At 51.8% G+C, this 24,932-nt stretch carries 23 protein-coding genes; 17 read left to right on the top strand and 6 right to left on the bottom strand.

What is annotated here, in order from left to right; translation table 11 throughout:
* Positions 1-32: 32 nt before the first annotated feature.
* Both MUB23_RS14455 and MUB23_RS14450 read left to right on the top strand, forming a co-directional pair.
* On the top strand, positions 33-599 hold the full coding sequence (locus MUB23_RS14455; RefSeq protein WP_244801311.1) for a chromate transporter: 567 nt from the start codon (positions 33-35) through the stop codon (positions 597-599).
* Positions 596-1,162, top strand: a complete 567-nt coding sequence (locus MUB23_RS14450) for a chromate transporter (protein WP_244801310.1) — start codon at positions 596-598, stop codon at positions 1,160-1,162. Before MUB23_RS14455 ends, MUB23_RS14450 begins: the two co-directional genes overlap by 4 nt.
* Here the strand turns inward: MUB23_RS14450 and MUB23_RS14445 are convergent.
* The 3 genes from MUB23_RS14445 to MUB23_RS14435 form a co-directional block, all read right to left on the bottom strand.
* A complete protein-coding gene (locus tag MUB23_RS14445; RefSeq protein ID WP_244801309.1) occupies positions 1,159-2,475 on the bottom strand; it encodes an MATE family efflux transporter in 1,317 nt (438 codons plus the stop codon). The two genes, MUB23_RS14450 and MUB23_RS14445, sit on opposite strands and share 4 nt — an antisense overlap.
* A complete protein-coding gene (locus tag MUB23_RS14440; protein ID WP_244801308.1) occupies positions 2,462-2,908 on the bottom strand; it encodes a MarR family winged helix-turn-helix transcriptional regulator in 447 nt (148 codons plus the stop codon). Before MUB23_RS14440 ends, MUB23_RS14445 begins: the two co-directional genes overlap by 14 nt.
* Before the next feature lie 74 nt (positions 2,909-2,982).
* Positions 2,983-4,884 carry a heavy metal translocating P-type ATPase gene (locus MUB23_RS14435; RefSeq protein WP_244801307.1) on the bottom strand — a complete coding sequence of 634 codons (1,902 nt, stop codon included), beginning with the start codon at positions 4,882-4,884 and terminating at the stop codon, positions 2,983-2,985.
* Positions 4,885-5,058: 174 nt separating this feature from the next.
* Here MUB23_RS14435 and MUB23_RS14430 point away from each other — a divergent pair, with 174 nt between their 5' ends.
* The 12 genes from MUB23_RS14430 to yqeK all read left to right on the top strand — a co-directional run bounded on the left by MUB23_RS14430 (position 5,059) and on the right by yqeK (position 20,928).
* Positions 5,059-5,622: a TetR/AcrR family transcriptional regulator gene (locus tag MUB23_RS14430; RefSeq protein ID WP_244801306.1), complete on the top strand. Its 564-nt coding sequence runs from the start codon at positions 5,059-5,061 to the stop codon at positions 5,620-5,622.
* 184 nt (positions 5,623-5,806) lie between these two features.
* Positions 5,807-8,392, top strand: a complete 2,586-nt coding sequence (locus MUB23_RS14425) for an EAL domain-containing protein (protein WP_244801305.1) — start codon at positions 5,807-5,809, stop codon at positions 8,390-8,392.
* A gap of 43 nt (positions 8,393-8,435) precedes the next feature.
* The gene (locus MUB23_RS14420; protein WP_244801304.1) at positions 8,436-12,950 is read left to right on the top strand and encodes a hybrid sensor histidine kinase/response regulator; all 4,515 of its coding nucleotides are present in this window, start codon (positions 8,436-8,438) and stop codon (positions 12,948-12,950) included.
* Positions 12,951-13,125: 175 nt separating this feature from the next.
* Positions 13,126-14,988, top strand: a complete 1,863-nt coding sequence (locus MUB23_RS14415) for a TIGR03960 family B12-binding radical SAM protein (protein WP_244801303.1) — start codon at positions 13,126-13,128, stop codon at positions 14,986-14,988.
* On the top strand, positions 14,978-15,679 hold the full coding sequence (locus MUB23_RS14410; protein ID WP_244801302.1) for a TIGR03936 family radical SAM-associated protein: 702 nt from the start codon (positions 14,978-14,980) through the stop codon (positions 15,677-15,679). The genes MUB23_RS14415 and MUB23_RS14410 overlap by 11 nt, the downstream gene beginning before the upstream one ends.
* The gene (locus MUB23_RS14405; RefSeq protein WP_244801301.1) at positions 15,676-16,818 is read left to right on the top strand and encodes a ribonuclease E/G; all 1,143 of its coding nucleotides are present in this window, start codon (positions 15,676-15,678) and stop codon (positions 16,816-16,818) included. The genes MUB23_RS14410 and MUB23_RS14405 overlap by 4 nt, the downstream gene beginning before the upstream one ends.
* Before the next feature lie 240 nt (positions 16,819-17,058).
* Entirely contained in the window at positions 17,059-17,367 is a 309-nt protein-coding gene (gene rplU / locus MUB23_RS14400) for a 50S ribosomal protein L21 (protein ID WP_244801300.1), read from the top strand.
* A gap of 43 nt (positions 17,368-17,410) precedes the next feature.
* On the top strand, positions 17,411-17,692 hold the full coding sequence (gene rpmA / locus MUB23_RS14395) for a 50S ribosomal protein L27 (protein WP_244801299.1): 282 nt from the start codon (positions 17,411-17,413) through the stop codon (positions 17,690-17,692).
* Positions 17,693-17,821: 129 nt separating this feature from the next.
* Positions 17,822-19,108, top strand: coding sequence for a GTPase ObgE (gene obgE / locus MUB23_RS14390; RefSeq protein ID WP_244801298.1), 1,287 nt, complete (start codon positions 17,822-17,824; stop codon positions 19,106-19,108).
* Positions 19,109-19,119: 11 nt separating this feature from the next.
* Entirely contained in the window at positions 19,120-19,407 is a 288-nt protein-coding gene (gene yhbY / locus MUB23_RS14385) for a ribosome assembly RNA-binding protein YhbY (protein ID WP_244801297.1), read from the top strand.
* 11 nt (positions 19,408-19,418) lie between these two features.
* A complete protein-coding gene (nadD, locus tag MUB23_RS14380) occupies positions 19,419-20,063 on the top strand; it encodes a nicotinate-nucleotide adenylyltransferase (protein WP_244801296.1) in 645 nt (214 codons plus the stop codon).
* Positions 20,056-20,928, top strand: coding sequence for a bis(5'-nucleosyl)-tetraphosphatase (symmetrical) YqeK (yqeK, locus tag MUB23_RS19880; protein WP_330641898.1), 873 nt, complete (start codon positions 20,056-20,058; stop codon positions 20,926-20,928). The genes nadD and yqeK overlap by 8 nt, the downstream gene beginning before the upstream one ends.
* Positions 20,929-21,074: 146 nt before the next feature.
* Here yqeK and lexA read toward each other — a convergent pair whose 3' ends face one another.
* Complete coding sequence (gene lexA, locus MUB23_RS14365; protein WP_244801295.1) at positions 21,075-21,695, bottom strand: transcriptional repressor LexA; 621 nt, start codon at positions 21,693-21,695, stop codon at positions 21,075-21,077.
* 244 nt (positions 21,696-21,939) lie between these two features.
* On the opposite strand from lexA, the gene MUB23_RS14360 reads away from it, so the two are divergent.
* Positions 21,940-22,242 (top strand): LysM peptidoglycan-binding domain-containing protein, encoded by a 303-nt coding sequence (locus MUB23_RS14360; protein WP_244801294.1) that lies wholly within the window; start codon positions 21,940-21,942, stop codon positions 22,240-22,242.
* A 196-nt stretch (positions 22,243-22,438) separates the two neighbouring features.
* Here MUB23_RS14360 and MUB23_RS14355 read toward each other — a convergent pair whose 3' ends face one another.
* Together MUB23_RS14355 and MUB23_RS14350 are read right to left on the bottom strand one after the other, a co-directional pair.
* Entirely contained in the window at positions 22,439-23,518 is a 1,080-nt protein-coding gene (locus MUB23_RS14355) for a tyrosine-type recombinase/integrase (protein ID WP_244801293.1), read from the bottom strand.
* A complete protein-coding gene (locus MUB23_RS14350; protein ID WP_244801292.1) occupies positions 23,515-24,261 on the bottom strand; it encodes a tRNA 2-thiocytidine biosynthesis TtcA family protein in 747 nt (248 codons plus the stop codon). The genes MUB23_RS14355 and MUB23_RS14350 overlap by 4 nt, the downstream gene beginning before the upstream one ends.
* A 205-nt stretch (positions 24,262-24,466) precedes the next feature.
* Here MUB23_RS14350 and MUB23_RS14345 point away from each other — a divergent pair, with 205 nt between their 5' ends.
* Both MUB23_RS14345 and MUB23_RS14340 read left to right on the top strand, forming a co-directional pair.
* Positions 24,467-24,700, top strand: coding sequence for a hypothetical protein (locus tag MUB23_RS14345; RefSeq protein ID WP_244801291.1), 234 nt, complete (start codon positions 24,467-24,469; stop codon positions 24,698-24,700).
* On the top strand, positions 24,700-24,932 hold a 233-nt coding region (locus MUB23_RS14340), incomplete at its 3' end, for a hypothetical protein (RefSeq protein WP_244801290.1). The genes MUB23_RS14345 and MUB23_RS14340, both read left to right, overlap by 1 nt.

Raw genomic sequence — 24,932 nt, 5'->3', positions numbered from 1 at the left:
GAATTTTCGGCTGTAGAGGCAAAGGAGCAGATATGAAGGAAAAAGAGCAGGGGAGAGATCGACTGCTGGATATTTATATTGCTTTTTTTAAGATGGGGCTGGTAACCTTTGGCGGAGGGTATGCCATGCTGCCCATATTGGAACGGGAAGTGGTGGAAAAGCGCAGCTGGATCGAAAAAGAGGAGGTGCTCGACTATTATGCGGTCAGCCAGGGACTGCCCGGAATCATTACGGTAAATGTTTCCGTATTCATCGGCTACCGCCGGAGGCAGATTCCCGGAGGCTTGATGGCAGCGTTGGGCGTCGTGTCCCCCTGCATTATCATCATTACGATTCTGGCGGCCTGCTTGCAGAATTTCCAGGACAACGTCTATGTGAAACATGCGCTGGGCGGGATCTCGGTCTGCGTCACCGCCCTGATTGCCAGCACGGTTCTGGGGCTTTTTAAGAAAGGCGTCAAAGACGTGCCGGGCTTTCTGATCTTTTTGGCTGTGGCGGGTTATTCCTTGTTTACCCCTCTTTCCCCCATCCTCTGTGTCGTTTGCGCGGCCGTGCTGGGAATTTTGATCCAGACGGTTCGGAATAGGAGGGCAAAATGATCGTTTATTGGCAGCTTTTCTATGAGTTTTTTCAGATCGGGCTGTTTGCGATCGGCGGAGGTATGGCGACGATTCCTTTCTTGGAACATCTTTCCGAGACCACCGGCTGGTATTCCGCTGCATTTATCAGCGACATGATCGCAATTTCCGAGTCAACGCCGGGCCCGATCGGAATCAATATGGCCACCTATGTCGGTTACAATGTGGGAGGCCTGCCAGGAGGGATCATCGCCACCCTGGGAGAGATTATTCCCTCCATCATCATTGTGGTGCTGGTCTCCAAGTCCCTGGAAAAATTCAGCGGAAATCATTTCGTCGAAGACGCCTTTTTTGGATTGAGACCCGCGGTGACCGCGCTCATCATGGTGGCGGGACTGACCGTGATGCAGTCCTCATTTCTTCATCTGGAATCGCTGAATCAGCTGGCGCACCTGGCATCTTATGTGGACTGGGGAAAACTCGTGTTTTTTGTTTTGGTCTTTTACTGCATCAAAAAGTTTCATAAGCATCCGGTGTTTTACATTGCGGTCTCCGCGGTGATTGGAATCGTATTTCAATTTTAACCGGCGTTTCCTCTGCCGGAAGGGACCGGCTGTTTTTCCCGCAGAACCAGGAAGATGCTGACGGCAGCAATCAAGATCTGGGAAATCGGGACGGATAGCCAGGTCCCCCAAACACCGAAAAGCCTTGGCAAAAACAGCAGCAGCAAAAACAGAAAAAACGGCTCCCCATAGATCAGGATATAGGCCTGCAGGTTCTTGCCCACGGCGTAGAAAAAGGCGGTAGTGATCCTGGAGATACCAAGAAACAGATAGCCGGTAAGAAAGACCGGAAGGAGAGCAGCCACCTGCCGGGTGATATCTTCCGAAGCGCCGAAAATCTTTGCCGCGCGGCCTCGAACCAGAAACAATACGATCATGCAGAGCAGGGAGACGGCGGCCGCAAACCGGTAGGCCAGATTCCGGATCTGTCTCGTGCGGTCCAGCTTTCTTTCTCCGAAGGCCAGACTGACCATCGGCTGGCTTCCGTCGCTGATTCCCTGCAGCAGCAGAAGGATCACGCAGGAGATATAACTGATCGGAGCGTAACAGGTTACTGCCGCGGCGCCGCCAAAGAGGGCGGCGCTTTTATTGATTAGAATCAGTGTGATATTGGGGGAAAAGGTCAGGCCGAACGGGGAAAAAGCAACCCCGAAAATTTGGTGCAGCAGCAGTCTTCCCTCTTTCCCGAAGCAAAACAGGGGACGCTGTTTTCCTCGGATAAAAAAGCCTAGGCAGACAAAAAAAGTTACCGCCTGGCCCAGGACAGTCGCGGCTGCCGCGCCGGTCATGCCCCAGGGCAGCACCCAGACAAACAGGTAGTCCAGCAAAATATTGGTCAGGAAACCGGCGATCATGGCCGCCATTGCGGCGACCGAGCCGCCCATATTTCGAAGAAAAGGGACAAGGCCCGTGGCCATCACCTGGAAAATTGCTCCGCAGCTGATGCAGAGCAGGTATTCTTTTCCCAGGGTGTGAATGGACCCCTCCGCACCAAACAGGCGAAGGGCAGCCGGAGAGCCGGCCCAGAATAAGAAGGTCAGAAAGACTCCCGCAATTGCCAAAAGGATCAGGGACATTCCAAAATACTGCCTTCCCCTCCGCTCCTTTTTTGTTCCGATGCTGATGGAATACCGGATTGCGCCGCCCATGCCGATCCCTGTGCCGGCCGCCTGGAGAAAAGCAGTGATCGGATAGGCGACATTGATCGCTGCGAGAGCGCTGTCCCCCAGGGCGTTCCCTACAAAAAATCCGTCGGCAATCGCATAAACCCCGGACAGGGCGAAGGCAAGCATGGACGGAATCACATAACGAAAAAACTCTTTATGTATCTTCACAGAACACAGCCTCCCGTAAACACTGATTATAATTTCTTGTGACTTGAAGCAAAACGTCCACCTGTTTCTCGCCCAACATCCGGAATACCGTTTCCTCGCAGTGCGTCAGAGCGTCAGCTATGGCGCCGATTTGGGCTTTTCCGGCATCGGTCAGATGGATTTCTTTGCTTCTCTTGTCTTTCTTTGAGGGAAGAAGCGCAACCCATCCCCGGTTCAGGAAATCTTTGCAGATGGTATGGACCGTCTGCTTTGGGAGCTGCCACTCGCGGCAGATTTCTTTTTGCCCGCAGGCTCCGCCGGATTCCGCCAGCGACAAGGCGACTAAAAGTTCGCAGTAGGATAAACCGCGGCGGCGGGCCCAGTCTTCATAGATCACCATGGTTTCCCGCCAAAGTACAGTATAAAGTTTGGATTGCGCTGTGAGCGTCATCATCGCTTCCTCCAAGATTAGTCTGTATACGGACTAATCTTATCAGGAATCGGGAGAGCTGTCAAATACGAAAGAGGTCATTCCCGGTCAAATCTCCGATCATAGAGAAGCGCTGCATTTAGAACAACCAGTACCGAGCCGGCATTGTGCACCAAGGCCCCGGTGACGGGGGTCAAGAGGCCCAGAACCGAGAGGGAGACGGCTACGGCGTTGATTCCCATGGATGCAGCGATATTTCCTTTTATCGTGCGCAGTGTGGAGCGGGAGAGCTGTTTCAGGTAGGGTATTTTTGAGATATCATCCCCGATCAGGGAGATGTCTGCGGCCTCCACGGCGATATCGCTTCCCCTGCTTCCCATGGCGACGCCGACGTCGGCCGTCTTTAACGCGGGAGCGTCGTTGACTCCGTCGCCGATCATGCAGATCCTGTTTCCTGCCTGCTGCAATTTCTCAATCTGCTTTACCTTATCCTGCGGAAGCAGCCCGGCGAAAACAGCGGATATACCGGCTTCCTCTGCGAAATATTCCGCCGCCTTTTGGTTGTCCCCGGAAAGAAGCAGGGTTTTGGTATTCATGCCGGTCAGGCGGGCTACCATATCCCTGGCGGATTGACGCAGGATATCGGAAAGGCCGATGACCCCCAGGCATTTTTCCCCAGAACCAACCAAGACCAAAGCTTTTCCCTGGCTTTGCAGCCGTTCAAGGACAGGACGCTCCGCCTTCCCGACGGCAATTCCATGCTCCGAAAGATAAGATTCGCTGCCGCACAAAAGCAATCTTCCGGAAATCTTGGCGGCGATTCCTTTTCCGGCTTCCATTCGGAACTCTTCGGTTTCCGGCAGGGAAATGCCCTGCGCCCTGGCATGGGAAGTAATCGCCATCCCCAGCGGATGTTCGCTTTTTCGTTCCGCCCCGGCTGCCAGAGATAACAGGTCCATTCCCTGAAGGTCATCGGAAAAGGACAGCACATCACAAACCGTAAGCTTCCCGTAAGTCAGTGTTCCGGTCTTGTCAAAGGCGATGGTATCCACCTTCCCCATGGCCTCCAGGGCTTCCCCGGATTTGATGATGACGCCATGTTTGGCGGCCTGACCGATGGCGGCCATGATGGAGGTGGGGGGCGCCAGCGCCAAGGCGCAGGGGCAAAATACGACCAGGACGGTTACGCCCCGGTTCAGCGCCGCCGTCACGCCGAGCCCCAGGGCCCAGTTGAGAAGAAAAGCGCCCGCCGCGATCATAAGGGCGATGGGGACAAGCCAAACGGACCACTGATCTGCGATGCGCTGCATCGGAGCTTTTTTCTTCTCCGCCTCCTGAACCAGACGGATCATCTTTTGCAGGGAAGCATCTTCTCCGACGCTGGTGGCGGAAAGATCAATGGAGCCAAAGCAGTTTATGGTCCCGCAAAAGACCTCGTCTCCAACGCCTTTGTCAGCGGGAATGGATTCCCCGGTTAGGATGGACTGATCCACCGAGGTGCTGCCGGAGACGATCCGGCCGTCCACGGGAATCACTTCGCCGGGCAGAACACGGATGGGATCGCCGGTACGGATCGCCGGCGCCGGGATAATTTCTTCTTCCACGCCCCCATCCGTTGAAATCAGTCTGCGGCCGGTTGTGGGAACCAGCGAGATCAGCTGGGAGAGGCCTTTTTTGGCGCGGGCCACGGTCATGTCCTCCAGGATTGCCCCGATGGCCATGATGAAGGCTACTTCCCCGGCGGCAAAAAGTTCTCCGATCACAAGGGAAGCCAGCATGGCCATGGAGATCAGAAGGGCGGACGAGATCCATCTTTGGCGAAATAGTCTGGTCAAGGCGAGATAGAGCAGAGGGTAGCCGGAGAGGATCACCGTCACCAGGGCCGGATCGGCGGGAAGTGAGTTTCCCGTCAACATCAAAATCAGGCTGAGAAGCAGGAAGATACCGGAAACAAGGGTCATTCGGACTCCGGAGAAGAGATCGCTTACTTTTTTTAACATGGAAAGCCTCCTTTTCGCCGCTTGCCTTTTGCCGGAAAAAGCGGTACAATCAATCTGATATGGAACAATCTGTTCGATATTATTATAAAACGGCGGAGCAGGCTCTTCAACAGACAGTTGGAGCGGCTTGTTTCTTACCGGACATTTTGAAGGATTTATACAGGAGGGAGAAAGATGGACCGACGGCAGCAAAAATCGAGGGACGCCATTTTTACGGCGTTTGGGAAATTGTTATCTCAGAAAAGCTATGGAAAAATCACCGTACAGGAGATCATTGACGAAGCCAATGTGGGGCGCAGTACGTTTTACGCTCATTTTCAGACCAAAGACGATCTGCTGCGGGAGATGTGCACCGACATATTCCATCACGTGTTCTCCGACCATTTGGACACAGAAAATACCCACGATTTTTCCCTGGCCCATGGAGACCCAAGGACAGCCGTCACTCATATTTTGTATCACCTGCGGGATAATAAGAAAAACATCGCAGGCATTTTGAGCTGCGAGAGCGGGGAGCTGTTTCTTCAGTTTTTTCGGGAATATCTGAACGCCCAGGTGACGGAGTCTTTGCTTGGCCGGGCGGACCGGAAAAATGTCCTGGTGCCGGAGGCGTTTTTACGGAATCACATTGCGGGCAGCTTTATCAATTTGGTGCAGTGGTGGATCCAAAATGGCTGGAAGGAGACGCCGGAGAAGCTGGCTAAATATTTTTTGGCGGTAATTGAACCGGTTATATAGATAGAAGGAAGTGATATCTGTCCGGCACTTTCTTGGTTCCGATATACAATGTTTGATTGCGCTGGAGTTGAATGTATGTTATAATACAAAAATATATCTAAAAGAATAAAAATAAGAAAAATCCAAAATAGATTCGAGAAAATTTGGACCATATATCGAGATCAATCGGATGAGAAGGTAGAACATGATTGCACAGAAACAAATTTTAGTCGTTGAGGATAATGAGATCAACCGTGCCATGCTCAGCGAGATTTTGGCTGCGGAGTATACGGTTTTGGAGGCGGAGAACGGAGAGGTGGCCCTCTCTATTCTGAGAGAGCAGAGAGAAGAGATTTCTCTGATTCTGCTGGATATCGTAATGCCGGTCATGGATGGGTACACTTTCCTTTCGATCATGAAGGCGGACCCTTCGGTCTCTGCCATTCCCGTCATTGTGACGACACAAAGCGACAGCGAATCCGATGAGGTGGCAGCCCTGGCCCACGGAGCCACGGATTTCGTAGCAAAGCCCTATAAGCCCCAGGTGATCCTGCACCGGGTCGCCAGCATCATTCATCTCAGGGAAACCGCCGCCATGATCAATCTGTTTCAGTATGACCGGCTGACCGGGCTTTACAGCAAAGGATTTTTTTATCAGAGAGTCAAAGAGATTTTGATGCAGCACCCGGATCAGGAATACGATATCATCTGCTCCGACATTGAAAACTTTAAATTGATCAACGATATCTTCGGGATGCCGGCGGGCGACCGGCTCCTGTGCGGCGTAGCGGATATGTATAGGGAAATGGTAGGAAAAAACGGAATCAGCGGCCGGTTTCATGCGGATCAATTTGCCTGCCTGCTGAAGCGGCGCGAAAACTACACGGATGACCTTTTTGTCCAGGCCGAGGCACAGATCAACGCTCTGTCCAATACGAAAAGCGTTGTGATCAAATGGGGAATTTATACGGTGAAGGATCGCGCTATATCCGTGGAACAGATGTGCGACTGGGCTTTTTTGGCTGCCCGCAGCATCAAAGGACAGTATGGGAAGCATTTTTCCGTCTATGGGGAAGATTTGAGAAATAAACTGCTCCGCGAACAGGCGATTACGGACAGTATGGAGTCCGCCCTGTTGAAGGGGCAGTTTCTCATTTATTTACAGCCGAAGTATACCATTAAGGACGACCGTCTGGCAGGCGCGGAGGCCCTTGTGCGTTGGAATCATCCGTCCTGGGGCTTTCTGTCTCCGGCGGAGTTTATTCCCTTGTTTGAGAAGAACGGGTTTATTACCAAGCTGGATCAATTTGTCTGGGAACAGGCCTGCATGGTATTGCGAGAGTGGAGCGATAAGGGCTATCCTTCGGTCCCCATCTCGGTCAACGTCTCCCGCGCGGATGTCTACCAGGCGGACTTGGCCGATCTGCTGGTCCGTTTGGTCAGGAAATATGATTTGTCTCCCGCCTTGCTGCATCTGGAGATCACGGAAAGCGCCTATACGGAAAATCCGGATCAGATCATCCAGACGGTCAGCAACCTGCGGGAATTGGGATTTGTAATTGAGATGGATGATTTTGGAACCGGCTATTCCTCCTTGAATATGCTGAACAAAATGCCTCTCGATGTGTTGAAACTGGATATGAAGTTTATCCAGAGCGAGACCGCAAAGCCGATGGATCAGGGAATCCTTCGTTTTATCATGGGTCTTGCCCGGTGGATGAACCTGAGCGTAGTGGCGGAAGGTGTTGAGACCAGAGAACAGTTGGAACATCTGCGTGAAATTGGCTGCGACTATGTGCAGGGGTATTACTTTGCAAAACCCATGCCCTGCGCAGATTTTGAAGAGCGTCTCAAAGAATTGGATGCGCCGGAGATCCTGCAAAGGCAAAGCCGGGCCAGGCAGAATACCTCATCGCTGATTTTGCTGGTAGCGGATGAGGATGAAGCGTACCGCAGAAAGGTGAAGGAAACCTTTGGGGAACGATATGAGGTAATCGAGGTTTCGGATGAAAACGCAGCGGCTGCGGTTCTCACCAATGAACGGCATCGGCTGGCCGCCGTGATTCTCAGCCTGACTCTGCCTAAATCGGGGGGATTCTCAGTTCTGGAAATACTGGAGCGGGAAAAGCTGATCTGGAAAATCCCGGTTGTCACCACGGCGCCGCCGGATTGGCAGATGGAAGAAAAAGCGCTGGAAATGGGGGCTGAAGACTTTGCCTGTAAACCCCATTCACAAAAAAGCCTTCAGATGCGTTTGCTGCGGGCAATGGGGGCCACCTCTTTCTGGGAGAAAGAACAGGCTCTGCGGGACGAAGCCTACCGGGATTACCTGACGGGACTTTTGAACCGCCGCGGCCTGGACGCCTCGGTGGAGGCACTCAGGCGGGAGGATATGCCTTTAGCAGTTTATCTGTTTGATCTGGATAATCTAAAGCAGATCAACGATACGTTCGGGCATGCAGAGGGGGACCAGATTATCCGGAAATTCGGCGATCTCCTGCACTCTTATTCCAGAGGGAGCGATATTCTGGCCCGTTTTGGAGGGGATGAGTTTGTTGTGATCATGAAGCAGATGGGTTCTGAGCAGGCGGTTCAACGAAAGGGAGAGGAGATCTGCCGGGCATTCCGGGAAAGCTGCCGGACGGAGGAGGTGAAAGCAGCCTGTTCCGTGGGGATCGCGATCTGTAAGCAGGAGGAAGAGTCCATTCCGGAAATGATCGTCCGGGCCGACGAGGCACTTTACCGTGCAAAGCTGAACAACAAAGGCGGATGCTGTTTATGGCGGCCCTGATATAGGGGCGTGTGCTCCACCCTGTCGATCGGAGGTAATGAGTATGAAACAGGAAAATGTCCCTTCTGCCGCTTTGATGAGGGAAATGCTGGACGCTGCCCCCGTTGCAATCGTTGTCCGCGATACCGGCAGCCAGGCCTTGCTTTATGCGAATCAAATGGCAAAAGAAAACGGGATTGACGGGGGAGAAACGTACCTAGGAAAGGGAAAGATCATTGACTGGAACGGCAGACCCGCGTCTATCGAATATTGGGCGGACACAGCCGGGAAAGAGAAGGAGGCGGCGGGAGAAAACCCGCTTTTATCCGCTTTTCGTGAGATTCCCTGCGGATTATGTATTTACCGGGTGGAAGCGTCTCATTTTATCCCGGTATTTTGCAATCCTGCTTTTTATCATATCCTGGGATATTCCGAAGAGAAACAACGAAAGCATTCACAGAGAATTTTTGATCCGGAGATCTATCCGGATGATCTGGACCTTTTGCAGGAAAAAATTTTGGAGGCGCTGCAAGACAGCCAGGTGTTTCAACACACGTTTCGCGTTTGGAACAATAATAAACAGGAATACCGATGGATTCGCTTGGAAGGGTCGGTGAAATCGCAAAAATCAGGCGAAACGTTTTTATACGCTGTGTTCAGCGATGTCTGCGAGCAAAAGTTGCTGGAGGAGGAGCTGACAAAAGCCAGTGAAAAAATGCAGGATATCATCAATGCAATTCCCGGCGGCGTAGCGATCTATCGGGTTTCGGATGTTTTTGAGACCATTTATTTTTCCGACGGCGTGCCGGAGCTGACCGGATATACGGTGGAAGAATACCAGACGCTGATCCAAAAAGATGCGGCGGAGCTGACATACCGGGAAGACACGGACATGGTGGTCTCGGAGGCCCGAAAGGTCATCGAAACTCACCAGGTGGCCACGTTCGAGTTCCGCAAGCAGCACCGGGACGGTCATATTGTCTGGGGCCGCGTTCAGATTCGGTGGATTGGAGAAGACGGGGGGCGTCCGCTGCTTCACTGTGTTTTTCATGATATCTCTGCGTTGAAGGAAGCTCAGCTGGAACTGCAGCATCTTGTCAATTCCATACCTGGCGGGATCGCCAGCTACCGGATTGAAAAAGGCCGGTTTTTTCCGACCTTTTTTTCCGACGGAGTACCGGCGCTCACCGGACATACCAGAAAAGAGCTGGGCGCGCTGTGCAAGGAGGATGCTTTCGGAGTGATCTATGAGCTGGATCGGGACCGGGTCCAGGCTGCCGCACAGTCAGCGATAGAAAGCGGTGAGGTGCTGGATATCTATTACCGTGCGCGCCATAATGACGGTCATCTGGTCTGGATTCACCTGAATGGAAGGCGGATGGGCCCTGCCTCGGATCCGTCCCGGTTTTATGCGGTGTTTACCGGCATGTCTGCGGAGACCCGTCTGTTTCAGAGTATCGCAAATGAGACGGCGGACGGAATCTATGTCATTGACAAAGAAAGCCGGGATTTGCTTTATGTTAATGAATCCAAAGATTTTATAGAGGGTAGAACCGACCGTGCAGGCATAAAATGCTACGAGGCCTTATACGGCAGGAAAGAGCCCTGTCCGCTCTGCGTTTTGGAACAATATGCCGCGGATGGGTGCGCCCATATTGTGGAGAGAAAGGAGACAAACCGCTTTCACAGCGTTCGGCTGCATGAGACGAATTGGAATGGGATTCCTGCCTATGTCAAGTACGTCCGGGACGTGACGGATGAGATTCAGACTCAGAAGGAAAAAGAACGGCTGGAACAGTATTTCCAGTCGGTGATCAAGCATCTTCCCGGCGGTGTTGCTGTTGTCCGCTATGAGGAAGACGGGAGTATGACGCCGGAATTTTTGTCGGATGGATTCGCCGCGATGACGGAAATGACGTTGGAGGATGCCTGGCGGATTTACCGGCAGGACGCGATGGCAGGTGTCCATCCGGATGACCAGGGCCGTGTGGACCGGCAGATGAGGCAGTTTGTTGCGAACGGAGAGAGTAACTGTGAGATTACATACCGGCTTCTTAAGGGAAGCGGAGGCTATCTGTGGGTGAAGAATACGCTTTCCCTGATTCAAAGCGAGGGCGGAGAATGCCGGGTTTACGCCGGCTATCACGATATCACCAAGGAGAAGGAAGAACGGGAGCGGCTGCGGAAGCAGTTCGACGAACGGATTCTTCAGCACTACCGTACTCCCGGTCCCAATGCGCTGGTGATCGGCCATTGCAATATTACCCAGAATATCATCCTGGAAATTATCGATCATACAAATTCTGGACTTTTGGAAACGTTCGGGACGTCCCGTGAAGAATTTTTTACCGGATTATCCAACTTGGTGGTGGATCCGGAAGAGCGGAAAAGATTTCGGGAAACCTATCTGAATGAGCCGTCTCTTTCCGCTTACCGGAGAAAGGATACCGAACTGCTCTTAAAATGCTTTATCCAACTGCCGCGCGAGGAGAAAGGGCGGTATGTACAGTTTAAAGTGAATCTGGTGGAAACGCCGGACACCGGCGATATCACAGGAATTTTGACTGTGACGGATATTACGGAGCAGACCATTTCCGACTTGATTTTACATCAGTTGTCTGTCGCCAGTTACGATCTTGTTGTGGATGTGGATCTGCTCAGAGACCATTATTCGGTGATCTCCTGTGACCGGTACGGCGGTGATATCCCGGAGGAACAGGGCGTCCATTCGGAACAGTTGGCGTTTATGCTTCGGGAACAGGTGCTTCCGAAGGATCGGGAGCACGTCGCCCATATGCTGGATCCCAGATACATAAGGGAAAGACTGGAACAAGGTGCTTATTCGTTTTCCTATTCAATTTTTGGCGAACACGGAGAGGTCCTGACGAAAAATCTGACGTTATCTCCTCTGGATTTGCGTCTGGGACGCGTTTGCATGGCCAGAGCCGATATCACAGAATCCGTGCGGGAGCAGCAGGGGCTTCTCAATGTGATTGCTTATACATTCGAACTGCTGGCCCTGATTCGTGTGGACGCCGGACAGATGACACTTTATACCAGAAAGATGGTTTTGGAAAATTTACCGCCCTTTCACGTGGAGGACTATAATGGCGCGGTTTTACGGCTGACGGAATATTATGATCAGAGCAGGGAGCGGGAGGACATTATCGAAAAATTTCGGTTGGAAACCATGCTCAAGCGTCTGAGAGAAAAGCCGGTTGGTTATGATTTTGTGCTGCCCTATCAGACGGAGGACGGGACCAGATACAAGCAGATCAACGTGCTTTGGGGAGATGACAGCCACAAGACAGTCTGTATGGTGCGGGCGGATGTGACGGACATGCTGGCCGCGGAACGCGAACGGAAAGATACTCTGGAAAAGGCCCTGGCTCTGGCAGAAGAGGCAAATCAGGCGAAAAGTGATTTCCTCTCCTCCATGAGCCACGATATACGCACACCCCTCAATGCGATCATTGGAATGAATGCGTTGGCTCTGGCCCATCTGGATGACCGGTCGAGAATGGAAGACTGTCTGAGAAAGATTGAACTCTCCTCCAAACATCTTTTGAGCCTGGTCAATGATATTTTGGATATGAGCAAGATTGAGCGGTCGAAAATCTCCTTGAATTGTATGGAAATCTATCTTCCGGAGATGGTGGAGCAGCTGTCCGCCATCATGCTGCCCCAGGCAAAGGCGGCCGGTCTGCATTTTGAGATACAGAGAGAGAAAATCCTGCACCAATACTTTTATGGCGATGCGCTGCGAATTAATCAAATTTTGATCAATATCCTGGGAAATGCAATCAAGTTTACGCCGGAGGGCGGAAGCGTAGAGTTCCTTGTGGAGGAAATTCCGCCGGTGAAAGATCCGGAACAGGTTCGCTTCCGCTTTATGATAAGAGATACCGGAGTGGGGATGTCGGATGAATTTCTTTCCCATATATTTGAACCTTTTGTGCGGAACCCCAAGATGGAGCGAGTGGAAGGTTCCGGCCTGGGGCTTAGCATTACCAAGGGATTGGTTGACCTGATGGGCGGAACGATTTCAGTGGAAAGTAAACTTCATCAGGGAACCACTTTTCAGATAGAGCTGGAATGGGAAGCTGCGGAAGGCCGGAGGTTTGCAGGTCCCGCGGGAACGGCGCCCCAAAATACAGATGAGGAAAAGTTCCTTGCAGGCCGCCGCTTTCTGGTGGCGGAGGATAATGCAATCAATGCGGAGATCCTCTGTGAGCTGCTGCACATGCACGGGGCGAGGACGATCGTAAAGACAGACGGAGCCCGTGCGTTTCAGGCGTTTCAGGATGCGGTTCCCGGTACCTACGATGCGATTTTGATGGATATTCAAATGCCGGTGATGAACGGTTATGAAGCGTGCCGTGCGATTCGGAAGCTGAATCGGAAGGACGCGGAAACGATTCCGATTATTGCGATGACCGCCAACGCTTTTGCCGAGGACGTCCAGGCATCAATGGATGCCGGCATGACGGCGCACGTGGCAAAGCCCATCGATGTGCAGGTTCTGTGGTCTACGCTGGATCGCGTGCTGGGGGAGCAAACGATTGGTCAGCAACCTTAAGGGGGATATCATAAAAAGAACTTTGAAAAAGAGTTTCCGGTGAAGGGGGGCTCTTTTTCAGGGTTCAGCGGAAAATCGATATCTACTTGCAGTTCCTTTCAAAAATAGATATAATATGGAAATGAAAACAGCGTCCACTGCCAACGAATGCAGATGGAAAGCCGAAAGGATTGACATGAGAAAACTAGCGTTAAGCGATGAAATATTACGAACGATTGAAAAACCGGCCCGTTATACTGGCGGCGAAGTCAATTCGATCCAGAAGGATCCAGGCGAGGTGGAAGTCCGATTTGCCATGTGCTTCCCGGATGTCTATGAGATCGGTATGTCACACCTGGGAATTCAGATTCTGTATCACATGCTGAATACCCGGCCCGACATCTGGTGTGAGCGGGTGTATTCGCCCTGGACGGATCTGGACAGGGTGATGCGGGAAAAACAGATTCCCCTGTTTGCCCTGGAGTCCCAGGAGCCGGTCCGGAATTTTGATTTTCTCGGAATCACCATTCAGTACGAAATGTGCTATACCAATATCCTGCAGGTCCTCGACCTGGCGCAGATTCCTATTTTTGCCTCAGAACGGGAGGAGGACAGCCCGATTGTAATCGGCGGCGGGCCCTGCGCCTACAATCCGGAGCCTTTGGCGGAATTTTTTGATCTGTTTTATATTGGGGAAGGGGAGAGCTCCTACTTTCCTCTGATTGATCTGTATAAAGAAAATAAAGCGGCCGGGGGCAGCCGGAAGGATTTTCTGAAAAAGGCGGCGTCTATTCCGGGGATTTACGTTCCCTCCTTATACCAGCCGGTCTATCAAGAGGACGGAATCCTGTCTTCCTTTGTTCCGTTGGTTCCGGAAGCGCCGGAACGGATTAAAAAAGTGATTGTCTCCGATTTGGACGGCGCCTATTATCCGGAGAGACCGGTGGTGCCGTACCTGAAAGCAACACAAGACCGTGTGGTTTTGGAGATCATGCGGGGCTGCATCCGGGGCTGCCGGTTCTGCCAGGCCGGTATGATCTACCGCCCGGTGCGCCAGAAAAGCGTGGACAAGCTGCTTGCGCTTTCGGCCCGGATGCTGGAGAGCAGCGGGCATGAAGAGATCTCCCTGAGTTCTCTGAGTTCCAGCGATTATACGGAAATCGAACCGCTGATCAACGGGTTGATCGAGGATTGCCGGAAACGGAAGGTGAATATTTCACTTCCCTCGCTCCGGATCGACGCATTTTCCCTGGACGTCATGAGCAAGATACAGGATGTGAAAAAAAGCAGCCTGACCTTTGCCCCGGAGGGGGGGACTCAGCGGATCCGCAACGTGATTAACAAGGGACTGACCGAGGAGGAAATCCTGGATGGGGCAGCCGAGGCGTTCCGCGGAGGATGGAATAAGGTGAAGCTTTATTTTATGCTGGGCCTGCCTACGGAGACCGAGGAGGATCAACTGGGAATCGCCGAACTGGCGGAAAAAATCGCCAAACGGTATTATGAAGAGGTCCCGAAGGAAAACCGGAAGGGAAAGGTGCAGATCACAGCCAGCGCCTCTTTCTTCGTGCCAAAGCCTTTCACTCCGTTTCAGTGGGCTACGATGGAGTCGGAGGAGGAGTATTTGCGAAGGGCGCGGCTGGTGAAGGACGCGTTCCGGGAACAACTGAACCGGAAGTCCCTGCATTTTCAGTATCATGAGGCAGACGTTACCGTGCTGGAAGGCGTGCTGGCCCGCGGTGACCGCCGGGTAGGACCGGCAATCCTGGAGGCATACCGCCTCGGCTGTCTCTACGACGCCTGGTCGGATTTCTTTGACAATGAAAAGTGGAAGGAAGCTTTCCGGCGCACCGGAGTGGATCCGAATTTTTATACGGTTCGAGAGCGGGGAGCGGATGAACTCTTTCCCTGGGATTTCATTGATATCGGCGTGACCAAGCGATTTCTCCGGAAAGAGTGGGAGAGAGCTATGGAGGGAGTTGTGACTCCCAACTGCCGCGTTTCTTGCAGCGGCTGCGGCGCCGCTGTATTTGAGGGAGGCATCTGCCATGAAAATTAGAATCCGTTTTGCCAAGACCGGCACGCTGCAATATATCGGGCACCTGGACGTGATGCGCTATTTCCAGAAGGCCATGCGCCGCGCGGAGGTGGAGATTTCCTATTCCCAGGGGTTCAGCCCTCATCAGATCATGTCCTTTGCTTCGCCCCTTGGCATTGGCCTGACCTCGGAAGGCGAATATATGGACATTGAGGTGAGCCATTGCGGCACTTCGGAGGAGATGGTCGGGAGACTGAATGAAGTGATGGTGGAAGAGATGAAGGTTTTCAGTTTCCGCCGGCTTCCCGACGAGGGGAAGACAAATGCGATGGCCACCATTGCCGCCGCGGATTACCGGGTTTCTTTCCGGGAAGGCGAGGAATGGGACCGGGATCAGCTGCTTCCTCTGTGGGGGCAGTTCCTGGAACAGGAAGAAATTCTTCTCTGGAGAAAGACCAAGAAAACGGAAGGGACGGGCGATATCCGGCCCATGATTTTGAAAGCGGTTTGGGAGGAAGACGGCTCTTTCTTTCTCCGTCTCTCGGCGGGAAGCTCGAAAAATTTAAAGCCAGAGGCCGTCATGGAGGCTTTCTGCGCGTTTTGGGGAAAAGAATTTCACCCGTTTGCCCTGCGGATCCATCGTTTGGATCTGTATGGCATAAAAGAGGGACAGCTGCTCTCTCTGGAAGATTTCGGGGAGGAGATCCGATGAGCAAATTGATCCTGACCCGGCTTTCCGGCCGGATCGTCAGCGCGGTCTGGAACGGGAATCAGGTCGTTTCCCTCTCCCTTTCCGGGACGGATTCCCAGGCAGCGGTCGGAGATATCTATCTTGGCCGTGTGAAAAGTATGGCGAAAAATATCAGCGCAGCTTTCATTGAGATTGCCGGAGGGCAGATTTGTTACTGCAATCTTCCGAAGACTGCGGTCAAGTTAAAGCCTGGTGATGAGCTTTTGGTGCAGGTGACCCGCGAGGCGGTAAAAACCAAGGATGCGGTGGTTAGCCGGGAGCTTTCCCTTTCCGGAAAATACGCCGTCCTCGCCGAGAATGGCGGCAGAATTGCGGTTTCTTCTAAAATTACGGATAAAAAAAGGCGGGAGAGTTTACAGGCGCTGATGACGCCTTTGTGCGAGGGGGAAGCAGGGTTCATCCTTCGCACAAACAGCGGGGAGGCGGCGGAGGAGGAGATTCTCCGGGAGGCGGAAAGACTTTTGGGGGAATGGAAAGCGCTGCGGGAAAAAGCGCGGTTTCGCACCTGTTTTACTAAGCTTTACGGCGGTATCCCGGAGTATTTGAAGCTGATGCAGGATCTTCCCGCCAGAGAGCTGACGGATATCGTGACGGATCAGAAGGATTTATTTGAGGAAGCCCAGGCTTACCTGTCGTCCTGCCAGCCGGAGGATGCGGAAAAGCTTTGTTACTACGAGGATCCGCTCCTGGCTCTGCCTAAGCTTTACAGCTTGGAGACCGTATGGGAGCGGGCTTTGCAGAAGCGGGTCTGGCTGAAATCCGGCGGCTACCTGGTGATTGAACCCACGGAAGCCTTAACCGTGATCGATGTGAATACGGGGAAGTACGACGGCCACAAGAACCGGGAGGAAACCTTTTACCTGATCAACCGGGAGGCTGCCAGAGAGATCGCGTTCCAGCTGCGGCTAAGGAATCTGTCCGGTATTATCCTCGTGGACTTCATCGATATGGAGTCGGAGGAAAAACGTCTTTCCTTACTGCGGGAACTGGAGGAGTTGCTGAAAAAAGATCCGATCAAAACCGTTCTGGTGGAGATGACCAAACTGCATTTGGTGGAGATCACCAGAAAAAAGATCCGCAAGCCAATCTATGAGCAGTAGGATCCGCCATCAATCAGGTCCAGGAGATCCGGCAGCAGAGGCGCTGTTTTGGAGTGACCTGTATTCCTTGCCCTGACTTGACTTTTCGGTACTTTTCTGGACAAAAAGTCCTTGACGCACAAAAAGTTCCATGTTATTATTAGTGAGTATGTTTAGGCATACGCTGCCGCACAATGGGGTTGACAAGCTCCGCATTTGCGGACACCGAAATTGGCGAGTATTGAAACAGGAGGTGCTTCTATGTACGCAATCATTGCAACAGGTGGAAAACAGTACAAGGTTTCCGAAGGCGATGTCATCCGTGTGGAAAAACTGGATGTCGAAGCCGGACAGAACTACGAGTTCGACCGTGTTCTGGCTGTAAACGACGGGGAACTGACCGTTGGCAACCCTACGGTAGCCGGCGCGAAGGTAACCGCTACGGTTCAGAAACAGGGCCGGGGCAAGAAGGTTATTGTCTATAAGTATAAGAGAAAATCTGGCTACCACAAGAAAAATGGTCACAGACAGGCTTATACGGAACTGAAAATCGACGCAATTGCAAAATAATCATCTTGTGAAGTTTTCCGATGAGTACAAGGAGGTGTAATTCATGGCTCATAAAAAAGGTGTAGGCTCTACCAAGAACGGAAGAGATTCCGAGGCAAAACGGTTAGGAGCAAAGAGAGCCGACGGACAGTTTGTGCTGGCCGGCAACATTCTTTACAGACAGCGTGGAACGAAGATTCATCCCGGCGTTAACGTAGGCCGCGGCGGAGACGATACTCTGTTTGCCCTGGTTGACGGTGTCGTTCGTTTTGAGAGAAAAGGCAGAGACAAAAAGCAGGTTTCTGTATATCCCAAAGAGACGGTTAAAGAAATGGTGATTGAATAAGTTCTGGCGAACTGTCGCCAAACGCACATATGCTGTCATCCTGAGAAGCCTGGCGGCGGAGGATTCATAAGGATTCTTCCCGCCGCTTCCGGATGGCAGTTTTTGCGTTATAAATGGAAAGGATTTTTTATGTTTGCAGACAGTGCGAAAATATTTATTAAATCCGGTAAGGGAGGGGACGGCCATGTCAGCTTCCGCCGGGAGCTCTATGTCCCGGACGGCGGCCCGGACGGCGGAGACGGCGGCCGCGGCGGAGACGTAATCTTTGTGGTAGACAAAGGCCTGAACACACTAAACGATTTCCGCCATGTCCGCAAATATGTGGCCCAGCCCGGAGAGGAGGGCGGCAAGCGCCGCTGCCACGGCAAGGACGGCTCCGACTGCATCGTAAAGGTGCCGGAGGGTACGGTCATCAAGGATGCGGAGAGCGGAAAGGTGATCGCCGATATGTCCGGGGAGAATCAGCGGGAAGTCATTCTAAAAGGCGGCCGCGGCGGTCAGGGAAATATGCACTATGCGACTGCCACAATGCAGGCTCCGAAGTATGCGCAGCCGGGCCAGCCGGGCCAGGAGCTCTTTGTGATCTTGGAATTAAAGGTGATTGCGGACGTAGGCCTGCTGGGCTTTCCGAATGTCGGAAAATCCACGCTCCTTTCCCGCGTCACCAATGCGACGCCGAAGATTGCCAACTACCATTTCACCACCCTGCATCCCAACTTGGGTGTGGTTGACCTGGGAAACGGCGAGGGATTTGTCATGGCGGATATCCCTGGCTTGATCGAGGGCGCCTCCGAAGGAGTCGGCCTTGGCCATGCCTTCCTGCGGCATCTGGAGCGGACCAAAATGCTGATCCATCTGGTGGATGTGGCGGGTACCGAGGGCAGGGATCCGGTGGCGGATATCTACACCATCAATCAGGAGCTGGCGTCCTATAAGCCGGAACTGGCAAAACTTCCCCAGGTAATCGCCGCCAATAAGACCGACGCGATCTACTCCGAGCTGGGAGCAGAAGATCCGGTGGAGCGGCTGAAAAAAGAATTTGAGCCTCAGGGCATCCGGGTGTTCCCGATCTCTGCCGTCAGCGGGGACGGATTGAAAGAGCTTTTATATTATGTTAACAAGGAGTTGAAAACTCTGGATTCCGAGCCTGTGATCTTTGAAAAAGAATTTACGCCGGGCAACCAAAGCGAGAACCTTCCCTTTGATGTCAGCCGTGCCGACGACGGTGCTTTCGTCGTAGAAGGACCGCTGATTGACAAGATGCTGGGATATACCAATCTGGAATCGGAGAAGGGCTTTACCTTCTTCCAGAAATTCCTGAAAGACCGCGGGGTCCTGGCCCGCCTGAAGGAAGCCGGTATTGCGGAGGGCGATACGGTCCGGATGTACGGTTTGGAATTTGATTATTACGAATAGAGGATGAACCCATGACAAGCAAACAGAGAAGTTATCTGATGAAGCTGGCGTCCCCGTTGGACTCGATTCTTCAGATCGGTAAATCCAGCCTGACGCCGGAGGTGACGGCGGCCGTGGATGAGGCGCTGGAGGCCAGAGAACTGATTAAAATCAATCTCTTGAAAAATAGTCCGGACGATGGGAAGGAAGTGGCGGCCACGCTGGCCGAGCGAACTCATTCCCAGGTGGTTCAGGTCATCGGCAGGAAAATCGTGCTGTACCGGGAGTCGAAGACCAAGAAAAAGATTCTCCTTCCGTAAAGGAGGAACCCATGGGAACGAAGAGGAAAGTAGGGATTTTAGGCGGCACCTTTGATCCGATTCACAACGCCCATTTAAAGCTGGGCCGGGAGGCGCAGCGGTTGTTTGATCTGGATCAGATTGTTTTTATCCCGACGGGGAATTCATATTTTAAGACCAGAGACGGCCACAGTGTAACGGATGCCAGGGACCGGGCCGCCATGGTCCGTCTGGCCATTGAGCCGGAGGACGGATTTGCCTTCTCGGACCGGGAAATCTGCCGGCCGGGGGAGACCTATACGGCCGACACCTTGGCGGAACTTGCCGCGGAGCAGCCGGACACCGAGTTCTATTTCATTGTGGGTGCGGATTCCATCCACAACATGGATACCTGGTATGCGCCGGAGGTGGTTTTTCGGAATGCGGTTATTTTGGCGGCCAACCGGAACCACCAGGTGCCGGATGAAGAGCTGAAATGGGATATTGAGCGGCTTCGCCAAAATTACGGCGCACGGATACGGTCCCTTGATTTTGAGAGCATGGACGTCTCCTCCAGTGAGATCCGCCGCCTTTTGGAAGCCGGTATGCCGGAAATGATTCCGGTCCCGGCTCCTGTGCTGGCTTATATCCAGGAACATCATCTGTATTTGGAAGAAGGAGTGGAAGCCGGTGAGTGAGCAGGAAATCTGCGGGCGATTGCAACATGTTTTAAAACCCAGCAGGTATCAGCATACGCTGGGTGTGGAGGAGACCGCGGCGCGGTTAGCGGAGACATACGGGGCGGACGTGCAACGCGCGAGGCTGGCCGGGCTTTTGCACGATTGCGGAAAAGAAGCCGGCGACGCCCTGGGGCATGCCGCCGCCGGAGCGGTGCTGGCGGAAGAGGAATACGGGATCACGGATCCGGAGATTTTGTCTGCGATCCGGTATCATACGACGGGAAAACCGGAGATGTCCTTGTTGGAGAAAATCATTTTTGTGGCGGATTATATTGAGCCGGGACGAACTCAGGCGCCCCGGCTGCCGGAGTTGAGGGAACTGGCATTCCAGGATCTGGATCAGACCATCGTCGAGATCCTGGAAGACACCTTTGCCTTTTTGAACGGGAAGCAGATTCCGATTGACGAACGTTCCCATCAGACATATCAATATTATATCGAACGAAAGGAGCAACGAATGGACGAATCAAAAAAGATGACATCAATAGCCTATCAAGCCTTGGACGAGAAGAAGGCAGCGGAAATCACAGTGATTGACATCACGAAGGTTTCTACGATAGCGGATTATTTTGTGATCACCAACGGCGAGAATTCCAGCCATGTACAGGCCTTGGTGGAGAATGTACAGGAGAAAATGTATAAAGCCGGTTATCCCTGCAAGTCGGTGGAAGGCTTCCGCGCAGCCAACTGGGTTCTGCTGGATTACGGCGATATTGTAGTGAACGTGTTCTCAAGAGAAGACCGGAGATTTTATGATTTAGAGAGAATCTGGCGGGATGGAAAGCTGATTGAGAATGTAGAAGAGTGGAAAGAAGAAAAATAAAATTGCCTCGGTGACAGATAAGGGGCGCAAAAAACCGGAGATGCGATGGAAGCATCTCCGGTTTTTTGTCTGACAAGGTGAAACCTTCAGTTATGTAGTCTGGACTGTTCCTTGGCCCTTCGTGCGGGCCGCACAGCCGATCACAATCAGTGAATCTTCATTCTCACCAGAGAAACCACTTTCCCTAAGATCCGGCAGTCGTCGACAATAATCGGGTCCATGTGATCATTCTCCGGCTGGAGACGGAAGTGGCCGCTTTCCTTATAAAAGCGCTTGATCGTTGCAGAGTCACCGACCAAAACAGCGACAACCTCCCCGTTATGCGCCGTTTCCTGCTGACGGCAGATGACGGAGTCGCCGTCTAAAATGCCCATATTGACCATGCTTTCCCCTTTTACGTTCAGCATGAACAGATCGCCGTCCGGCACCATATCCGCCGGCATGGCGAAATAATCCTGAATATTTTGTTCGGCAAAGATCGGCTCTCCGGCCGCTACCTGCCCGACGATCGGAATCTGAACCATCTCCCGGCGGGCCAGTCCGAACTCGTCGTCGATAATCTCAATGGCTCTGGGTTTCGTGGGATCGCGGCGGATATATCCGTTCTTCTCCAGCGACTCCAGGTGAGCATGAACAGATGAGGTGGATTTCAGATGAACGGCTTCGCAGATTTCGCGGACCGCCGGCGGGTACCCCTTCTTTAAAATCTCACTTTTTATGAAGTTTAGAATTTCTTCCTGTTTCGCAGAAATTTTACCATATCCCATTTTATAAACTCCTTCCGATAATCCAGACGTGATTTCCTGGGGTTTTCTTTTGCAATCAGCCAAGCGCTGCTGGATTTCAATCGACATTTTAATTCTTTTCCCAAGTATACCACAGCTTTCCAAAAAATGCAAACGAATGTTCCAAAAATTTGTTCGAGAACTATCTTGACAAAAGAACATACGTACGCTATACTAAAACCAACAACAAACAGATGTTCTAACAGTTCGTTCGAGGAGAAAACATATGAGAAGAGGAGTCAAGATCGTCGTTTTTGCCGTATTATTGTTTTTTATCGTATTAGGCGGCGTTTTGGTCCAGGGAAAAACCGTGGAGGCGAACTCCCCGGAACAGGTCAAATATTATACCGCCGTTAAGCTGAAGGACGGAGATAACCTTTGGAATATTGCGAAGAAGTATTGCGGTTCCCATGAGGATATCCGAAGTTATATCCAGGAAGTAAAGTCGATGAATCATATTATCAATGAGCGCAATTTAAAAGCCGGTAAAAGCCTGACGGTGTATTACTGGGATCAGGCCGGAAAATAGCCGGGATGATCAGGACGGGGATGGTTTTCCCGGAGTTCATTTCGATTCGCATCAGATGGGAGAAAAGAATAGCAGAAAAAAGCCTCCGGCATGGAATCACAGTGATTTTTTGCCGGGGGCTTTCCCATTCATCCGGATTTCTCGTTTTTTTGGAGGCAGTACAGAATGGGAAGAGCGATCCTGGCGAAAGTCCCTGTTACTTTTCGTCCTCCCAAGCTTCTCTCAGCTTTACGACGTTTCTTGCCTGGCGGCGGCGTTCGTCCTCCATCGCGGCATAGTGTTTTTTGGTGGTATTGACATCGGCATGCCCCAGCACATCGGCCACCAGATAGATATCGCCTGTTTCCCGGTAAAGGTTGGTGCCGTAGGTACTTCGGAGCTTGTGAGGGGTTATATTTTTCAAGGTAGTGACTGTGCGGGCATACTTTTTTACCAGATTTTCTACGCTCCGGACACTCATCCTTTTTTTCTGTATGGAGAGGAAAAACGCATCTTCATGCCCGGTCAGCGGGATGATTTTCTTTCGTTCCTCCTGGTAAAGCCGCAGTGCTTCCTCCACCTCATCACCGAAATAAATGATAACTTCCTTTCCGCCTTTCCGATGTATATGGATCCCCGCGTTTTTGAAATCCACATCGTCCAGATTCAGACCGACACATTCGGATACGCGGATACCGGTTCCAAGAAAGAGGGTCATCATTGCCAAATCCCGGATTTTCGTTTTCTCGTGAAAGGCTTTCTGCTGTTTGGTCAGTTTTTCTCCGGATTCCACTTCATCCAGCAGAAGGGCGACCTCGTCGATATCCAGGCGGACAATTTCTTTCTCATGGATTTTGGGAAGCGTGACCAGGGCGGCCGGGTTGGTCTGAATCATTTCTTTTTTAAAGAAATAATTGTAGAACGTCTTCAAAGAAGCCATTTTTCTGGTAATCCCGCGCTCCTGATTGACCCGCTCCAGATTCCGATGGTCCGAACAGTTGTAGAATTTTAGATATTCCATATAATCTTCTAAGTCCAGGGGCTTGACCAAGTCAAGCATTTCGACGGAGAGCTCTGGAATGTCTTTTCCTTTAAAATCCGGCAGATTTTGTGTGATATATTCAAAGAAGATATGGAGATCGTAGGCATATGCAATTCTTGTACGGGAAGAGGTCGTCGGTTCGATTCCCCGGAAAAACAGACGGACAAAGGGAGGGAGAGCGGACATTAATTCCCGCAGTTTCAAGGTGTTTAAGATATCAACTTGTTCGTGGTAGGGGCGTTTTGTGCCGCTCAATATTCCCGCCTCCCTTCATGGCGTTCGGGCCATCCGGCCAGATTGCCGTTCAACACGGCGGTAAACATTCGTTCTTTACAGCCGGGATTTTCTAACGTCAATTTTTTAACAAGCTGCTTGGTATATTCCCGGCGGGTATTTCCGTCAGCCGGGCAGGGATTCTTAAATACCGGCAGCTCATATCTGTTTTTAAATCCGATTACATCCGCCTCATCGACATACATCAAAGGGCGAATCACGGTCAACTGCATCCGGTCCAGATAAGTGACCGGGGAAAAGCAATGGAACCGGCCTTCATAAATCAGAGACATCAGCATGGTTTCCACCATGTCGTCCTTGTGATGGCCGTAGGCAACCTTGTTGCAGCCCAGATCCACGGCCGCCCGGTTAAAAGCGCCTTTCCGGAGCTTCGCGCAGAGACTGCAGGGATTTTCTTCCTGACGCGCTTCAAAGACGATAGAGGCGATTTCCGAGTGTACGACGGTATATTTGATCCCTAAGTCCTTGCAAAGCGCCTCTATGGGAAGGATATTTTTGTCCATGTCCGGAAAGCCCAGATCCACGGTAACGGCCTCTAAAGTAAAAGGCAAGGGGTAAAACCTTTGCAGGCCGTGCAGCGCATAGAGCAAGGTCAGGCTGTCCTTGCCGCCGGAAATTCCGACAGCGATTTTGTCTCCAGGTTCAATCATATGGAATTCATCCACAGCCCGGCGGGTAACATTGAAGAGACGCTGCATTTTCATGAGAGTAAAAGATTCCTTTCCAATCCAAATTTCGGGATAACATCCGGATTCAGTTTATTACAGAAACGGGTTCAAATCAAGTACAAAAACAGGGATTGACGAAAAAGAGAAGCGCTTTCCTTCGATTGATATCTATTCGCAAAAGAACAGTTTAACGAATAGATTGGGTGCAAATATAGATTATCACATATTGGAGGGAATTACAATGACATTTAATGCTAAATTTCAGTACCTGAACAGAGAAACCAAGGCGAATTATAAGGATCCCAGCAAAACAGATTATGCTATCCTCTTTATGGACGGTACGGAAACAGAACGCTTCTTCTGTACCCCAGAACTTTTTGATCAGTTTGGCGATTGTAAACAATTACAGCCTGTAACACTGGTTTTCGATTATAACCCGAAATTCCGGTCTGTCCGGCTCAAGGGGATTGCTTAATGGGTGATGACCAGACGATTGGTTTGGAAACTGAAACGTCTCCGGAGGCTCTTCTGGAAACTCCGGAGACTGAGTTGGAAACTGCTCAGTCGGTGACGCTCTCTCTGGACGCGACTCAGGTTCAGACCTTCTGTTCCAGTGTCGAGGTGCTCTTGGTCTCTCTCTGCATCCTCTCCGCTCTTCTTTTCGGCGGTGTTCTGGCTCTTGTGTTTTCTCGATACGTGAGGCACTG

Source organism: Cuneatibacter sp. NSJ-177 (assembly GCF_022867805.1).
In the GTDB taxonomy this organism is placed as follows: domain Bacteria; phylum Bacillota; class Clostridia; order Lachnospirales; family Lachnospiraceae; genus Pseudolachnospira.
Note: the sequence above shows the minus strand (reverse complement) of the source record. Positions and strands in the feature narration are given on the sequence as shown.

Coding starts and splice junctions, on each gene's coding strand:
- MUB23_RS14450 (WP_244801310.1), top strand. CDS start 596: ATGATCGTTTATTGGCAGCTTTTCTATGAGTTTTTTCAGATCGGGCTG.
- rplU (WP_244801300.1), top strand. CDS start 17,059: ATGTACGCAATCATTGCAACAGGTGGAAAACAGTACAAGGTTTCCGAA.
- MUB23_RS14440 (WP_244801308.1), bottom strand. CDS start 2,908: ATGATGACGCTCACAGCGCAATCCAAACTTTATACTGTACTTTGGCGG.
- MUB23_RS14435 (WP_244801307.1), bottom strand. CDS start 4,884: ATGTTAAAAAAAGTAAGCGATCTCTTCTCCGGAGTCCGAATGACCCTT.
- MUB23_RS14345 (WP_244801291.1), top strand. CDS start 24,467: ATGACATTTAATGCTAAATTTCAGTACCTGAACAGAGAAACCAAGGCG.
- lexA (WP_244801295.1), bottom strand. CDS start 21,695: ATGGGATATGGTAAAATTTCTGCGAAACAGGAAGAAATTCTAAACTTC.
- rpmA (WP_244801299.1), top strand. CDS start 17,411: ATGGCTCATAAAAAAGGTGTAGGCTCTACCAAGAACGGAAGAGATTCC.
- MUB23_RS14360 (WP_244801294.1), top strand. CDS start 21,940: ATGAGAAGAGGAGTCAAGATCGTCGTTTTTGCCGTATTATTGTTTTTT.
- MUB23_RS14420 (WP_244801304.1), top strand. CDS start 8,436: ATGAAACAGGAAAATGTCCCTTCTGCCGCTTTGATGAGGGAAATGCTG.
- MUB23_RS14425 (WP_244801305.1), top strand. CDS start 5,807: ATGATTGCACAGAAACAAATTTTAGTCGTTGAGGATAATGAGATCAAC.
- MUB23_RS14455 (WP_244801311.1), top strand. CDS start 33: ATGAAGGAAAAAGAGCAGGGGAGAGATCGACTGCTGGATATTTATATT.
- yhbY (WP_244801297.1), top strand. CDS start 19,120: ATGACAAGCAAACAGAGAAGTTATCTGATGAAGCTGGCGTCCCCGTTG.
- MUB23_RS14405 (WP_244801301.1), top strand. CDS start 15,676: ATGAGCAAATTGATCCTGACCCGGCTTTCCGGCCGGATCGTCAGCGCG.
- MUB23_RS14410 (WP_244801302.1), top strand. CDS start 14,978: ATGAAAATTAGAATCCGTTTTGCCAAGACCGGCACGCTGCAATATATC.
- MUB23_RS14350 (WP_244801292.1), bottom strand. CDS start 24,261: ATGAAAATGCAGCGTCTCTTCAATGTTACCCGCCGGGCTGTGGATGAA.
- obgE (WP_244801298.1), top strand. CDS start 17,822: ATGTTTGCAGACAGTGCGAAAATATTTATTAAATCCGGTAAGGGAGGG.
- nadD (WP_244801296.1), top strand. CDS start 19,419: ATGGGAACGAAGAGGAAAGTAGGGATTTTAGGCGGCACCTTTGATCCG.
- MUB23_RS14430 (WP_244801306.1), top strand. CDS start 5,059: ATGGACCGACGGCAGCAAAAATCGAGGGACGCCATTTTTACGGCGTTT.
- MUB23_RS14415 (WP_244801303.1), top strand. CDS start 13,126: ATGAGAAAACTAGCGTTAAGCGATGAAATATTACGAACGATTGAAAAA.